General features: G+C 74.0%; 12 protein-coding genes. 8 read left to right on the top strand and 4 right to left on the bottom strand.

Features of this window, described 5'->3' with window-relative positions; genetic code table 11:
- A partial coding sequence (locus V6U88_RS29645) for a DUF2188 domain-containing protein (RefSeq protein WP_334458199.1) occupies positions 1-223 on the bottom strand: 223 nt, incomplete at its 3' end.
- Between the two features lie 115 nt (positions 224-338).
- Here V6U88_RS29645 and V6U88_RS29640 point away from each other — a divergent pair.
- Positions 339-1,334, top strand: a complete 996-nt coding sequence (locus V6U88_RS29640) for a linear amide C-N hydrolase (protein WP_334458198.1) — start codon at positions 339-341, stop codon at positions 1,332-1,334.
- Between the two features lie 58 nt (positions 1,335-1,392).
- Here V6U88_RS29640 and V6U88_RS29635 read toward each other — a convergent pair whose 3' ends face one another.
- Positions 1,393-2,874 (bottom strand): LVIVD repeat-containing protein, encoded by a 1,482-nt coding sequence (locus V6U88_RS29635; RefSeq protein WP_334458197.1) that lies wholly within the window; start codon positions 2,872-2,874, stop codon positions 1,393-1,395.
- Positions 2,875-3,012: 138 nt separating this feature from the next.
- Here V6U88_RS29635 and V6U88_RS29630 point away from each other — a divergent pair, with 138 nt between their 5' ends.
- From V6U88_RS29630 to V6U88_RS29605, 6 genes are all read left to right on the top strand, one after another.
- Complete coding sequence (locus V6U88_RS29630; RefSeq protein WP_334458196.1) at positions 3,013-3,696, top strand: DUF305 domain-containing protein; 684 nt, start codon at positions 3,013-3,015, stop codon at positions 3,694-3,696.
- A 155-nt stretch (positions 3,697-3,851) separates the two neighbouring features.
- Positions 3,852-4,889 (top strand): YbaB/EbfC family nucleoid-associated protein, encoded by a 1,038-nt coding sequence (locus V6U88_RS29625; RefSeq protein WP_334458195.1) that lies wholly within the window; start codon positions 3,852-3,854, stop codon positions 4,887-4,889.
- A gap of 79 nt (positions 4,890-4,968) precedes the next feature.
- Positions 4,969-6,195 carry a sensor histidine kinase gene (locus tag V6U88_RS29620; protein ID WP_334458192.1) on the top strand — a complete coding sequence of 409 codons (1,227 nt, stop codon included), beginning with the start codon at positions 4,969-4,971 and terminating at the stop codon, positions 6,193-6,195.
- Entirely contained in the window at positions 6,192-6,857 is a 666-nt protein-coding gene (locus V6U88_RS29615; RefSeq protein WP_334458191.1) for a response regulator transcription factor, read from the top strand. Before V6U88_RS29620 ends, V6U88_RS29615 begins: the two co-directional genes overlap by 4 nt.
- Before the next feature lie 147 nt (positions 6,858-7,004).
- Positions 7,005-7,781 carry an ABC transporter ATP-binding protein gene (locus V6U88_RS29610; protein ID WP_334458189.1) on the top strand — a complete coding sequence of 259 codons (777 nt, stop codon included), beginning with the start codon at positions 7,005-7,007 and terminating at the stop codon, positions 7,779-7,781.
- 5 nt (positions 7,782-7,786) lie between these two features.
- Positions 7,787-10,267, top strand: a complete 2,481-nt coding sequence (locus V6U88_RS29605) for an ABC transporter permease (RefSeq protein WP_334458187.1) — start codon at positions 7,787-7,789, stop codon at positions 10,265-10,267.
- A gap of 43 nt (positions 10,268-10,310) precedes the next feature.
- Here the strand turns inward: V6U88_RS29605 and V6U88_RS29600 are convergent, their stop codons facing one another.
- Both V6U88_RS29600 and V6U88_RS29595 read right to left on the bottom strand, forming a co-directional pair.
- Positions 10,311-11,573, bottom strand: a complete 1,263-nt coding sequence (locus tag V6U88_RS29600; protein ID WP_334458186.1) for a nucleotide sugar dehydrogenase — start codon at positions 11,571-11,573, stop codon at positions 10,311-10,313.
- Positions 11,574-11,677: 104 nt separating this feature from the next.
- On the bottom strand, positions 11,678-13,063 hold the full coding sequence (locus tag V6U88_RS29595; protein ID WP_334458184.1) for a serine/threonine-protein kinase: 1,386 nt from the start codon (positions 13,061-13,063) through the stop codon (positions 11,678-11,680).
- A 539-nt stretch (positions 13,064-13,602) separates the two neighbouring features.
- Here V6U88_RS29595 and V6U88_RS29590 point away from each other — a divergent pair.
- A complete protein-coding gene (locus V6U88_RS29590; protein WP_334458183.1) occupies positions 13,603-14,229 on the top strand; it encodes an RNA polymerase sigma factor in 627 nt (208 codons plus the stop codon).
- Positions 14,230-14,231: the final 2 nt, after the last annotated feature.

Raw genomic sequence — 14,231 nt, 5'->3', positions numbered from 1 at the left:
CCGGGCCGGGCGGCCGGAGCGACCTGGGGCAGATCGGCGCGCTGCGCGGCGCGTATCCGTCGGCGGTGTGCACCACCAGCTGGCTGGGCTCGTTGGCGTGCGCCACCTTGCGCCCCTCCTCGATCGCGCTGTGCTTGGTGTCGTACGAGCCGAGCGTCTTGCTGCCCTGCTCGACCTTCCAGCCGCCACCGTTCGGCACCACGTGGTATTGGTTGCGCTTCATCGACTGTCTCCTCTCGTCCGTCCATATCGACGTACCCGGGTGCGCGAAATGGAAAACCGGTGTCGTCGTCCGGCCGGTGGACAACCCCCGGCCCCTGCCATAGCGTTTCGGAGATATGCGGAGGACTCTCCTGGGCGCCGGACTGGCCCTGTTGCTCGCCACCACCGGCTGCGCCGGCACCGACGACGCGCCACCCGCGCCGGTCGGCGCCGGGGTGCCGACCGCCTCCCGGCAGAACGCCGACGAGATCGGGAAGACCCTGGCCAGCGTGCGTCGGGTCGACAAGCTGCCGTTGTACGAGATGACCTACGTCGGCCGGTACGACGCGACGGTCGGCACCGACGCGAAGCCGGAGGCGAGCCCGTTCGGCTGCTCGCTCTTCGCCGCCAGCGGCGACCCGGCCCGGCCGCTGTTCGCCCGCAACTTCGACTGGGACGCCAACCCGGCGATGGTGCTGCGCACCGACCCGCCGGACGGCTACGCGTCGGTGTCCCTGGTGGACCTGTCGTACCTCGGCATCGGCACCGACCCGACGGGGGACCGGCGGCTGCTGGACGCGCCCCTGCTGCCCTTCGACGGGATGAACGAGCGCGGGCTGGCGGTCGGGCTGGCCGCTGACGACAAGGCGACCGTCAAGCCGGTGCCGGGGCGCCCGACGGTCGGCTCGGTGCGCATCCTGCGCCTGGTGCTCGACCGGGCGGCCACCGTGGACGAGGCGGTGGCCGTCTTCGGCCGCTACAACCTCGACTTCGACGGCGGGCCGCCGCTGCACTACCTGCTCGCCGACGCGGCCGGCCGCTCGGCGGTGGTGGAGTTCGTGGACGGGACGATGCGGGTCCAGCGCGGCGAGGGCCGCTGGCAGGCGCTGACCAACGTGCCCGTGGTCGGGGTCAGCGAGAAGCAGCGGCGCGCCGACCGCCGGTACGGCGTCATCGCCGCCGCGCTGGAGCGGACCGGCGCCCGGGTCGACGCCCCGGCGGCGCTGCGGATCCTCGATCAGGTCCGGCAGAGCCACACCCGCTGGTCGGTCACGTACGAGCTGCGCAGCGGCGAGGTACGCGTGCTCACCGCGACCGGCAAACAGCGGCGCTACCGGCTGCCGATGAGCTGACCCCTCGTACGCGCAAGGGCCCGGCCCCCGACGGGGACCGGGCCCTTGCGACGTGGCCCTACCAGCTGAGGTAGCCGGCCTGGGTCTGCACGTTGAGCTCGCGGAACCGGACCAGGTTGGCCGTCCAGGTCCGCCGGTCGTTCAGCTCCAGCACGTCCAGGCCCTTCTGGATGTCGCTGGAGTAGATGTGCCCGTTGTAGTAGTACGTCGACCAGGCGCCACCGGTGGTGAGCTGGGTGGCCGAGAGCGGACCGCGCTCCCAGAACCCGATCTCCTTCGGCTTGGTCGAGTCGGTGAAGTCCCAGACCGAGACGCCGCCCTGGTACCACGCCTGGACCATGATGTCCCGTCCGAGCACCGGGATCAGCGAGCCGTTGTGCGCCACGCAGTTCTCGGTGTCCGCGTTGGCCCGCGGGATCTTGTAGTAGCTGCGGAAGACCATCGTCCGGGCGTCGCCGCGACCGGTGATGTCGTAGATGGCGTCCGCGCCGCGGTTCGGCCCGACCGTCTCGTTGCAGGTGGCCGCGCCGCCGCCGCCCAGCTCGTCGGTGAAGACGACCTTGGTGCCGGCGTTGTTGAACGTCGCCGAGTGCCAGAAGGCGAAGTTCACCGTGTCACGCACCCGGTTGATCACCCGGGGCGCCTCCCGGTTCGAGATGTCCATCAGGATGCCGTCGCCCATGCAGGCGCCGGCGGCGATGTCCTTCGACGGGTACGCGGTGATGTCGTGGCAGCCGCTCGTCGCCGAGGCCTGCCCCGGGATGCCCGCGTACCCGCCGTCCGGGAAGAGGTTCGGGGTGGCCACCACGGCGGCGGCGGTCGGGTCCTTCACCGGGACCTTGACGATGGAGATGGAGTCGTGCGGCGGCTGGCAGTCCGGGAACTCGGCCCGCGGGCTGTACGAGGAGACGTACAGGTAGACCGAGCGGCGGTCCTTGGCGGGGACCAGTGTGTGGGTGTGCGAGCCGCAGGCGGTCTCGACGGCCTTGATGTAGCGCGGGTTGGCCTTGTCGCTGATGTCGAAGACCTTGATGCCCTCCCAGGACTCCTTGACCGAGGCCGACTGCGCGGCGCTGGCGCAGGAGTCGTCGGTGCGGGAGGAGTCGGTGGAGAGGAAGAGCAGGTTGCCGTAGACGGAGATGTCGTTCTGCGAGCCGGGGCAGAGCACCTGCGACACGATCTTCGGCGCGCTGGGCCGGCCGATGTCGTAGATGACGAACCCGTTGTAGTTGCCGACGAAGGCGAACCGGCCCTGGAAGGCCATGTCCGTCCCGAACGCGGCCGGGGTGTCGAACGGCGCCTGCTTGGGCAGGTTGGCGATCTGCTTCAGGTTGGGGCTGCTGGAGATCTCGTCGACGCCGAGGGTGGGCGTCGTGGTCGTGGCGCCCTGTGCGGTGGTGGCCGTGGCGACCGCCTCCGCGTCGGGCGTCACGGCGGCGTTGCCGGCCGGGGCGGTGGCCACGCTCGCGACCAGGAGGCCGGTCGCCATCAGGCTCACGATCCTCAGCTGGCGTCGTCGGGGGAGGGAGATTTTGATCATCGGCAGGGCCCTTCGACAGGGGTTGATGATTGTGGACACCTTACCGCCCCATCAGGGGCGTCGATGTGATTTGCGTCACATAAAAGGGTCGTCTTCAATGGATACGATCGCTGCGACCTCGACCGGAGGGGGAGTCGCATGACCGCCCGACGTGGACGGATCCTGCTCGTCGTCACAGTCGCGGCCGTGGTGCTGGTCGCCCTCGGGCTCGCGCTGCGGCCCACCGACCGTCCCGCCCCGGTGGCCGTCGGATCGACCGGAGTCGCGTCGCCGACCCCGGCCCCGGCTGACGGCCCCTCCGTCATCGTCCCCGGCCGCCCCGGCGAGTCCGCCGTCGCCCGCCCGGCCGCGGAGGTCCGCGACACCGCCTCGCCCAGCTACAACTCCCTGGACGTCTGGTTCGTGCGGATGATGATTCCGCACCACGAGCAGGCCCTGGAGATGGCGGGGCTGGCCGAGGGTCGGGCCGCCAGCCCGCAGATCCGGGCGGTGGCCGACCGGATCCGGGGCGCGCAGGGGCCGGAGATCGGCATGATGCGCGGCTGGCTGAGCGCCCGCGGCCTGCCGGCGGAGGTGCCCGGCCACGACCACGGCACCATGCGCGGCATGCAGTCGCCCGAGGCCATCCGCCGGTTGACCGACGCTCGGGGCGCCGACTTCGACCGGCTCTTCGTGCAGATGATGACCGCGCACCACCAGGGTGCCGTCACCATGGCGACCGACCTGCTGAAGGTCGGCGTCGACCAGCAGCTCAACGAGTTCGCCAACGCGGTGGCCACCGAGCAGTCCGTCGAGATCGACCGGATGCGCGAGCTGATCTGAGGCGACCGGTCGGCGGTCCCGCCGGCGCGCGCCGCGGGCGAGTGTCTGCAGTGGACCACGCGCCTCGCCACCGCATGTTAGCCTTCTCCGCCTGACCATGATCACGGCGAGCGACCGAGGGATACATGGCGGGCGGTGCTCCAGGGACGGGCGGCTTGCTGGACCCGGACGGCGCGGTGGAACGGTTGGCCGAGTGGAAGGGCCGCATCGATCAACTGGCGGCCGACACCCGGGCGATGAGCGAGCGCCTGCAGGAGCTGCGGGTGACGGCTGCCGACGACAACCGCCTGGTCGAGGTCACGGTCGACGCCGCGGGGCGGTTGTTCGATCTGCGGTTGGGCCAGCGGATCCAGCGGGTCGCATCCGAGGTCGTCGCCCGCACGATCATGGACACCGTCGGTGTGGCCAGACAGCAACTGGCCGACCGGTCCCAGGAGATCATCGCCGACACCGTGGGTACCGGGTCGGCCGCGGCGCGCGCGATCGCCGAGCGCGTCGGGGAGCAGTTGCGCGGCGCGAGCAGATACAAGCGGAGCGTCGCTGACGTGACCCGCTGGCCGGACAGTCCCGACGCCAGAGCGGCGCTCGAGGAATGGCTCGGCGTCGCTCCTTCGGACACCGCGGCGTACCTGGCGGGCGACTTTCTTGATTTCCGTGGTGCGGATCTGAGCAACCTCGACCTGGCGGGCGCCTACCTGGCCAATTCCTGCCTGGTCGGAGTGCGCTGCGAGGACGCCAACCTCGGCGACGCGAACCTGAACAACGCCGAACTCGACGGCGCCGATTTCTCCTTTTCCGACCTGGCCAAGGCCGACCTGGTCGGCTCTACGGCGCGGAACGCGCGGTTCTCCAGTGCCCGGCTGTTTTCGGTGCAGTTCGACGAAGCCGTTCTGGAGGGGGCCGACCTCAGTCACGCGACCCTCAATTCGGCGAAGCTCTACAGAACCGATCTGCGCGCCGCCGAGCTCGGGTTCTCGAGCCTGCGCTGGTGCACGTTGGGCGGCGCGAACATGCCCGCGGTGCTGAGCGGCGCGCGAATGTTCGGCTGCCGGCTCGAGGGCGCCAAGGGGACCGTCGTCGGCCCGGTCTTCGTCGATCAGGCCGCGACCCGGTCGCTCGACGGTGCCGAACTCGAGGCATGGTTCTCGGCACAGGACGCGCCGGACGTCCGGGTGGCGCCGCGCACGCCGTAGCCCCGGTCAGGCGGACCGTCGGCGGGAGTCGGCCACCGGCCGGCGTCCGGGATCGACGGCGACCCGGCCCGTACGCTGGGTGACCGTGAACCGCACCGTCTTCGGCCGTCCGCTGCGCTCGGTCGCCTTCGACGTCTTCGTCTCCGGCGTGGTGGCGCTCCTGGCCGTGGCCGGCGTGGTCAGCCAGCCCGGCGGCGCACCGGCCACGCTGGTCGGCGCCGCGATGGCCGTGGCCCTGCTGTGGCGCCGGGTGCACCCGTCGGCGGTGGCAGCCGTGGTGGCCGCGCTCGCCCTGGTCCAGGTGATCGCCGGCTGGGGGCCGCTGGCCTACGACCTCGGCGTGCTGATCGCCCTCTACAGCGTGGTCAAGTACGCCGACCGGCTGCGCGACGGCGTGCTCGCCGGGATCGTCGCGGCGGTCGGGGTGGCACTGGCCGCCTCGCAGACCGTCGGCAACGCCGCCTGGTGGGTCTCGGCCCTCTGGTTCGGGCTGGTCACCGGCGGGGTGTGGCTCGCCGCGCTGAACGTGCGCACCCGCCGGCTCTACGTGCTCAGCCTGGAGGAGCGCGCCGCCACCCTGGAACGCGAGCGGGAGGCCGAGGCCCGCGCCGCGGTGGCGGGGGAGCGGGCCCGGATCGCCCGCGAGCTGCACGACGTCGTGGCGCACAGCATGGCCGTGATGATCGTCCAGGCCGACGGGGCCCGGTACATGCTCGACCGGGACCCGGAGACCGCCCGCGCCGCCGTCAAGGTGGTCGCGGACACCGGCCGGCAGGCGCTGGAGGAGATGCGCCGGCTGGTGGACGTGCTGCGGGAGCCGAGCCCGGCGGAGCCGCCCGCCACGGCGGAGCCCGACGACGCCGCCGTCGCCGACCCCGAGCACCGGCGGGCGGCGATCGCCGAACTGCCCGCGCTGCTCGACCGGTTCCGCGACGCTGGGCTGCGGGTGCGGCACACGGTCACCGGAGAGCCGTCCGCGCTGCCCCCGGGCCTGGACCTCACCGTCTACCGGGTGGTGCAGGAGGCGCTGACCAACGCGCTCAAGCACGCCGGGGTCGGCGCGAGCGTCACGGTCACCCTGGAACACGCCCCGGACGCCGTCGTCGTCCGGGTGGTCGACGACGGGCACGGCCGCCCACCGGTCGGCCCCGCGCCGTCGGGCGGGCACGGCCTGGTCGGCATGCGCGAACGGGTCGGCGTGTACGACGGCAGCCTCGTCGCCGGCCCCCGGCTGGCCGGGGGGTGGCGGGTCGAGGCGCGGCTGCCGCTACCGTCGACCCCCGGGACGGAGGTGATCGCCGCATGACGGTCCGCGTGGTGATCGTGGACGACCAGGCGCTGGTGCGCGCCGGCTTCCGCATGGTGCTGGACTCGCAGCCCGACCTGGAGGTGGTCGGCGAGGCGATCGACGGCGCGGACGCGCTGCGCCTGCTCGCCCGCACCGAGGCGGACGTGGTGGTGATGGACGTCCGGATGCCCACCATGGACGGGGTGGAGGCGACCCGCCGGATCTGCCGGGACCGGCCGGCCGGCCCGCCCCGGGTGCTGGTGCTCACCACCTTCGACACCGAGGCCGACGCCTTCGCCGCGCTGCGCGCCGGGGCGAGCGGCTTCCTGCTCAAGAACGTGCCGCCGGAGGACCTGCTCGCCGCGATCCGGGTGGTCGCCGCCGGTGACTCGGTGGTCGCGCCGTCGATCACCCGCCGCCTGCTGGACCGGTTCGCCGACCGGTTGGGGCCCGGGCCCACCGAGGATCCCCGGCTGGCCCAGCTCACCGAGCGGGAGCGGGAGATCCTGCTGCTCGTCGCGCAGGGGCTCTCCAACTCCGAGATCGCCGGCCGGGTGCACGTCGCCGAGGCGACCGTGAAGACCCACGTGGGGCGGATCCTGGCCAAGCTCCAGCTCCGCGACAGGGTGCAGGCGGTGGTGCTGGCCTACGAGAGCGGGCTGGTGACGCCGGGCGGTTGAGCGGCGGTACGACCTGAGTCGTACTCCGGCGTCCGGTCGGCGCGACCCGAGGCGTACCGGGCTCGACCGCGCGGGCGGACGCCACCGCGGGCGGCGCTGCCTAGCGTCGGAGACGTCCTGGTCACCGACTGCACGGGGAGCCACCGCATGTCCCTCGCCCCACCCGCCCCGGCCCGTACCGGCGTCGCGGTCACCGCCCGCGGCCTGCGCCGGGAGTACGGGCGCGGCGCCGCCCGCGTCGTCGCCCTGGACGGCGTCGACGTCGACTTCGCCGCCGGCCGGTTCACCGCCATCATGGGCCCGTCCGGTTCCGGCAAGTCGACGCTGATGCACTGCCTCGCCGGCCTCGACACGCCCACCGCGGGCACCGTGCGGCTGGGCGACACCGAGACCGCCCGCCTCGACGACCGGCGGCTCACCCTGTTGCGCCGGGACCGGATCGGCTTCGTCTTCCAGAAGTTCAACCTGCTGCCGGCGCTGACCGCCGAGGAGAACATCGTCCTGCCGCTGGCCATCGCCGGCCGGCGCGCGGATCCGGCCTGGCTGCGGCAGGTGGTGACGGCGGTGGGCCTGACCGATCGGCTCGGGCACCGGCCGGCCGAACTCTCCGGCGGGCAGCAGCAGCGGGTCGCCGTCGCCCGGGCGCTGGTCACCCGCCCCTGGGTGGTCTTCGCCGACGAGCCGACCGGCAACCTGGACTCCCGCTCGGGCGCGGAGGTGCTGGGGCTGCTCCGGGAGGCCGTCGACACCCTCGGGCAGACCGTGGTGATGGTGACCCACGATCCGGTGGCCGCCGGGTACGCCGACCGGGTGGTCTTCCTCGCCGACGGCCGGCTGGTCCGCGAGCTGGCCGCGCCGACCGCCGAGCGGATCCTGGACGCGCTCGCCGGCCTCGACCCGGTCGCCCCGGCGCGGGGGCGGTGACCGCGATGATCCGGATGACCCTGCGCTCGTTGCGCGCCGACGCGGTGCGGCTGCTGCTCCCCTCCCTGGCGATCGTGCTCGGTGTGGCCTTCGTCGCCGGCACCCTGATGGTCACCGACGGCATGCGGGCCGGCGCGTACGACCGGGCCGGCACCTTCGACCGGCACACCGACCTCGCCGTGTACGCCGGAACGGACCCCCTGCCGCCCGCCCTGGTCGACCGGGTGCGCGCGGTCGACGGGGTGGCCGCCGCCGAGGGGGAGCTGATCGGCTCCGGCGGGGTGGTCGGCGCCGACGGCCGCCCGGTGCTCGGCTACGGGGTGCTCGCCTCGATCCCCACCGACCCGGCGCTGCGCTCGTACGACCTGACCGCCGGCCGGTTGCCGGACCGGCCCGGCGAGGTCGTCCTCGACGCATCCACGGTGCGGGAGGAGGGCTTCGCCCTCGGCTCGCCGGTCCGGGTGGGCGGGGCCACCGAGGCGGCCCGGGCGTACACCCTGGTCGGCGCGGTCGACGTGGCCGGCACCCCCCGCGACGTCGGCGGGCCCTTCATCGGCCTGGTCGGCGCGGACGCCCTGGCGGTGACCGGGGAGCGGGGGTACGGCCGGATCATGGTGGCCGTCGCCCCGGGCACGTCCCGCGAGGCGGTGGCCGAGCGGGTGGCCGGGGTGGCCGCCACCGGTGCCACCGTGAAGTCCCGTCAGCAGATCCTCGACGACGCGGTGGACGACGCGGTGCGCGACCTGGAGCAGTTCGGCATGGTCCTGCTGACCTTCGCCGGGGTCGCGGTGGTGGTGGCCGGCTTCGTCATCGCCAACACCTTCGCCATCGTGCTCGCCCAGCGGACCCGGCGTACCGCCCTGCTCCGGCTGGTCGGCGCCACCCGGGGCCAGGTGTTCCGGGCCGCCCTGCTGGAGGCGGCGGTGCTCGGCCTGGCCGCCTCGGCGCTCGGGGTGCTGGCCGGCGCCGGCCTGGCCGCCGGGCTGGCCGCGGGGGTGGCCGCGCTGGACCTGCCGGTCTCCGGCGGGGTCACGCTGACCGGGTCGACGGTGCTGCGCTGCGTGGCGCTGGGCACCGCGATCACCGTGGCCGCCGCCTGCGTACCGGCCTGGCAGGGCACCCGGGTGGCCCCGGTGGCCGCGCTGACCGACGCGGCGGTGCAGGTGACCCGCCGCGCCGGCCGGGTCCGGCTCGCGCTCGGCGCGCTGGTCTTCGCCGCCGGGGTGGCCGCCCTCGCGGTCGCCGCGAGTGTCGGGCAGATCGCGCTGGTCGCCCTCGGCGGGGTGCTGACCTTCTTCGGCATCGTGCTCTACGGGCCGGTGCTGGTGCCCGCCCTGGTCCGGCTCTTCGGCGCGCCGGCCCGGCTGCTCTTCGGGGCCACCGCCGGGCTGGCCGTGGCCAACGCCGTGCGCAATCCCCGCCGGGTCTCGGCCACCGCCACCGCGCTGGTGATCGGGATCGGCCTGGTCTCGGCGTTCGTGGTCGGCGCCGGCAGCGTGAAGGTGGGCATCGAACGCGCGGTGGACGCCCAGATCGGCGTCGACTACCTGGTCACCGGCGTCGGTGGCGACCTCCCGGCGCCGCTCGCCGGTGAGCTGGCCGCGCGGCCGGAGCTGGGAGTGGTGCACGAGCAGCGCAGCCGGGTCGTCGACGGGGTGCAGATCCGCGTCGCGCATCCGGCGCTGGTCGCCCGTACCCTCACCGGCACGGTGGCCGGCGACGGCGGCGACCTGGGGCCGGGCGCTGTGCTGGTGCACCGGCAGCTCGCCGAGGCGCGCGGCTGGACGGTCGGCTCCCCGCTGACGCTCGCCGGCCGGTCCTTCCGGGTGGCTGCGGTGGTGACCGCCGACGAGGCCGCACCGGCCGGCACCCCGGTGGCCCGGGGACACGTGGTGGACATGGTCGACGCCGACTTCACCCGGCTCTTCCCGGCCCAGCGCGGTTTCCTCGCCGAGGTGGACCCCGCCGACGGGATCCCCGCCGAGCAGGCCCGGGCGGCGATCGAGGCGGTCGTCGGGCGCTACCCGACGGTCAACCTGATGGACCAGGGCGCCTACAAGAAGATGCTCACCGGCACCGTCGACATGCTGCTGGCCTTCGTCACCGCGCTGCTCGGCCTGGCCGTGGTGATCGCCCTGGTCGGCGTGGCGAACACGCTGAGCCTGTCGGTGGTGGAGCGGACCCGGGAGAACGCGGTGCTGCGCGCGGTCGGCCTCACCCGGGGCCGGATGCGGGCCGTGCTGGCCGTCGAGGCGGTGCTGATGGCGCTGGTCGGGGCGGTGCTGGGGATGGCGCTCGGCACCGGGGTCAGCGCCGGGGCGATGGCCTTCCTCGCGAAGATCGGCGGTGACTTCACCCTGGTGCTGCCCTGGGGACGGCTCGCGCTGATCCTCGCGGTGGCGGTGCTGGCCGCCCTGCTCGCCTCCGTGCTGCCCGCCCGCCGGGCGTTGGGCCGGCCGGTGGTGGAGGCGCTGGGCGCGGAGTGACGCGGCGGCGGCCGGTCCCGGGCGGGACCGGCCGCCGGGGGCGTCAGAGCCGCTCCACCACCGGGCCCCGGCAGCGGTCGCGGGTGTCGAAGACGTACCGGGCGTGCCGGGCCACCAGGTCGTAGTCGAAGCAGTCGTGGTCGGTCACCACGACCACGGCGTCGGCCTCGGTGATCTCCCGCTCGGTCAGGTCGACCACGGCCACCCCGGCGGGGATGTGCTGCGCCTCGGCGTACGGCTCGGCCGCGCGCACGTCGGCGCCGAGGTCCTTCAGCCGCCGGGCCACGTCCACGGCGGGGGAGTCGCGCATGTCCCCGGTGTTCTTCTTGTACGCCAAGCCCAGCAGCAGCAGCCGCGCGCCGTTGACCGGGCGGCCGACCCGGTTCAGCCCGGCCATCACCCGCTGGGCCACGTGCTCGGGCATCTGGTGGTTGATGTCGTCGGCCAGTTCGATGAACCGGAACTGCCGGCCCATCGTCCGCTTGACCTGCCAGGACAGGTAGCACGGGTCGATCGGCAGGCAGTGCCCGCCCACGCCGGGGCCGGGCCGGAACGGCATGAACCCGAACGGCTTGGAGCTGGCGGCGTCGATGGCCTGCCAGACGTCGACGCCCAGGTGGTGCGAGGCGATCGCCAGCTCGTTGATCAGCGCGATGTTGACCTGCCGGAAGGTGTTCTCGATCAGCTTGGTCAGCTCGGCCACCCGGGTCGAGTCCACCGGCACGGTCCGCTCCACCAGCCGCTGGTAGAAGTCGTCGACCCGACGCAGCGAGTCGCCGTCCACCCCGGAGACCACCTTGGGGGTGTTCTCCAGCCGCCAGGTCGGGTTGCCCGGGTCGATCCGCTCCGGGCTGTAGCCGAGGTGGAAGTCGCCGGGGCTGCGCAGCCCGCTCGCCGACTCCAGCAGCGGGCGGAGCACGTCCTCGGTGGTGCCGGGGTAGGTCGTCGACTCCAGGACCACGGTGCAGCCGGCGCGCACGTACGGGCCGATGCCGCGGCCGGCCTGCTCGACGTAGCTGAGGTCGGGCGCGCCGTCGCGCAGCGGCGTCGGAACGGTGATGACGCAGATGTCGAAGCCCTCGGCGTCGGTGTACTCGGTGCTCGGCCGGTAGCGGCCGCTGCCCAGTGCCCGGCCGAGCCGCTCGGCGGTGATGTCCTCGACGAACGACTCGCCGGTGGCGAGCCGCTTGACCCGGTCGGCGTCGACGTCCAGCCCGACCACGTCCAGCCCCGCCTCGACGGCGCGCATCGCCAGTGGCAGACCGACGTACCCCTGACCGATGACGACCAGCTTCTCAACGCGCACGTTCGCTCCCGTGGCAGTAAGTAACTCCTGCTCGGGAGCTTAGGGCTCGTATGAGGTCGAAAGTCCGGTTTTGCAGCTATCCGGCCGACGGTGTCGGGGGTCCGTCAGGTTCCGACCGGCGGCGGGTCCCCGCCCGGCGGCGCGGTGGTGGTCGGGGGCGGGTCGGCCGGCTTGGTGGTGGTCGGCGGCGGGTCGGCCGGCTTGGTGGTGGTCGGCGTGTCCCCCGGCGTGGTCGACGGCGCCGTGGTGGGCGTCGGCTGCGCCGACCCGCTCTGCCCCGGCGAGGGCGTCACCGTGGCGGTGGCGGAGGGCCGGTTGCTCGGGTTCCAGGTGCGGTTCGGCCGGTTCGGCTGGTCGACGACGGTCTCCTCCGGAACCACCGGCAACTCTCCCTGATCGCTGGGGACCGTGGCCGGGGGAGGGCTCTTGATGTTGGTCGCCCCGTCGCCGGTCTCCTTGGCCGCGCCGAGCGCCGCGCCCAGGGCGGTGAGCGCCACCAGGACCGCCGCCAGCGCGCCGACCAGCGAGCCCCGCCGTCCACGGCCCCGCTTCGGCGCCACCGTGGCGGCCACCGGGAGCACCGGGACGTCGTCGCGCGTGCTGGTGGTGGGGCCCGCCGCGCCGCGCAGTGCCGGAGGGACGAACGCGGTGGGTGCGGCGTCGTCGCTCAGCGCGGCCCGGGCCGCGGCGGCCATCTCCGCGCCGGTGGCGAACCGGTCGGCCGGGTCCTTGGCCAGCGCCCGCGACACCAGCGCCTGGACCGGCGCCGGGATGTCCTCGGGAAGGGCCGGCGGCTCGTCGTCCAGGTGCCGCACGGCGACCTGGAGCGGATTGTCGCCGGTGAACGGCGGGCCGCCGGTGAGGCAGCAGTAGGCGACCGCGCCGAGCGCGTAGATGTCGGTGGCGGCGGAGACGGGACGCCCGGACGCCTGCTCCGGCGCCATGTAGAGCGCCGTGCCCGGCACCGCGTTCGTGCTCGTGATGCTGGTCACATTGGTCGACCGCGCGACGCCGAAGTCGACCAGCACCACGGTGCCGTCCTCCTGCACCAGCAGGTTGCTCGGCTTCACGTCGCGGTGCACGATGCCGCCGGCGTGCGCGGCGTGCAGCGCCTGGGCGGCCTGCGCGACGATCGACATCGTCTCAGCGACGTCCAGGTGGCCGGCGGCCTCGATCCGCCGGGACAGCGGCTCGCCCTCGACGAACTCCATGACCAGGTAGTCGGCGCGCCCGCCGTCGTCGAGGCGGTCCTCGCCGCAGTCGAAGACCTGGACGATGCCCGGGTTGCGCAGGGCCGCCATGATCCGTGCCTCGGCGCGGAACCGGGCGATGAAGTCGGGGTCGGAGACCAGCGCCGGCAGCAGCACCTTCACCGCGACCTGGCGGCCCAGGACCAGGTCCGTGGCACGCCAGACGTCGCCCATGCCGCCGGTGGCGACACGTTCGTCCAGGCGGTAGCGACCGCTGAGCACGACCTCCGATGACAACACCCGGATACCGTACCCAGAGCGGGCGAGAAGGACTCATGGCGATGTCCCTGCCGCCGGCCCCCGGCGAGGTGGTGCCGACCCCGGGGCCGCGCCGGACGGATGGACGGGGGGTGACGGAACCCGGACCGGCTGTCACAATGGCGGCGGGCCGGGGTCGTAAGCTGGGCGAACCGGCCCTCCCGGGACGTCCGTGCCGTGGCCTACCGGCCGGGAGCGTCCGGAGACCGATTTACGTCACGCGGACTCGCCGGTCGCGCGGGTAGATGTTTCTCACTCTTTCCCTGCACGACGGCGGCTTGTCGGCCCGTCGCCCCACTCCTACCGTTAGCGCGACTCGGGGCCGGCCCGCCGTGCCGGTATGCCCATCCGCGCGGACCACCGTATTGTCGCGGCGTGTGTCAGAGATGCCGCTCGGTGGGGCCGCGATGGGATCAGCGGGGGGCTGATGGTGCGCGACGGGGTCCGGCTACCGGACCGGAGGTGCCTCACGCACGTCCCGCCGGGTACGGCGAGGGCCCGACGGCGGGAACGGCGGACACATGACCGGTGAGCTGCCCGAGGCGGTGGTCGCGGCGCAGGCCGGGGACGAGGAGGCCTTCCGCTTCCTCTACCGCAGCCTCCAGCCGGGCCTGCTGCGGTATCTCACCGCCCTCGTCGGCGCGGACGCCGAGGACGTCGCCTCGGAGACCTGGTTGCAGATCTCCCGGGACCTGCCCAGTTTCACCGGCGGCGAGTTCCGGGCCTGGACGGTGACCATCGCCCGGAACCGGGCCATGGACCATCTGCGCCGCCAGCGTCGCCGTCCCTCGCTGCCGGTGCCGGTGCAGGCCCTGAGCGAGCTCGCGGGGGACGCCGACACGGCGGAACGCGCCGGTGAGACGATCGGCACCGAGGCGGCGCTGGCGCTGATCGCGACGCTGCCGCCCCGGGAGGCCGAGGCGGTGCTGCTGCGGGCGGTGATCGGGCTGGACGCCGAGACCGCCGGCCGGGTGCTCGGGCGCCGCCCCGGTGCCGTCCGTACCGCCGCACACCGTGGGCTGCGCCGGCTCGCCGCGCTGCTGGAACGTCAGGACCTGCCCCAGCCGTCCGGTGGCGACGAGCGGACCGGTCCGCCCCAGCCCCGGCAGGCGCCGAGCACGTCCCGCGCCGAGCCGGCGGACGGATGACG

This window comes from Micromonospora sp. CPCC 205739 (assembly GCF_036906795.1).
In the GTDB taxonomy this organism is placed as follows: domain Bacteria; phylum Actinomycetota; class Actinomycetes; order Mycobacteriales; family Micromonosporaceae; genus Micromonospora.
The sequence above is the reverse complement of the archived record's forward strand: the minus strand, read 5'-3'. Positions and strand labels throughout refer to the sequence as shown.

Coding starts and splice junctions, on each gene's coding strand:
- V6U88_RS29605 (WP_334458187.1), top strand. CDS start 7,787: ATGATCCGGATGACCCTGCGCTCGTTGCGCGCCGACGCGGTGCGGCTG.
- V6U88_RS29630 (WP_334458196.1), top strand. CDS start 3,013: ATGACCGCCCGACGTGGACGGATCCTGCTCGTCGTCACAGTCGCGGCC.
- V6U88_RS29615 (WP_334458191.1), top strand. CDS start 6,192: ATGACGGTCCGCGTGGTGATCGTGGACGACCAGGCGCTGGTGCGCGCC.
- V6U88_RS29610 (WP_334458189.1), top strand. CDS start 7,005: ATGTCCCTCGCCCCACCCGCCCCGGCCCGTACCGGCGTCGCGGTCACC.
- V6U88_RS29635 (WP_334458197.1), bottom strand. CDS start 2,874: ATGATCAAAATCTCCCTCCCCCGACGACGCCAGCTGAGGATCGTGAGC.
- V6U88_RS29590 (WP_334458183.1), top strand. CDS start 13,603: ATGACCGGTGAGCTGCCCGAGGCGGTGGTCGCGGCGCAGGCCGGGGAC.
- V6U88_RS29640 (WP_334458198.1), top strand. CDS start 339: ATGCGGAGGACTCTCCTGGGCGCCGGACTGGCCCTGTTGCTCGCCACC.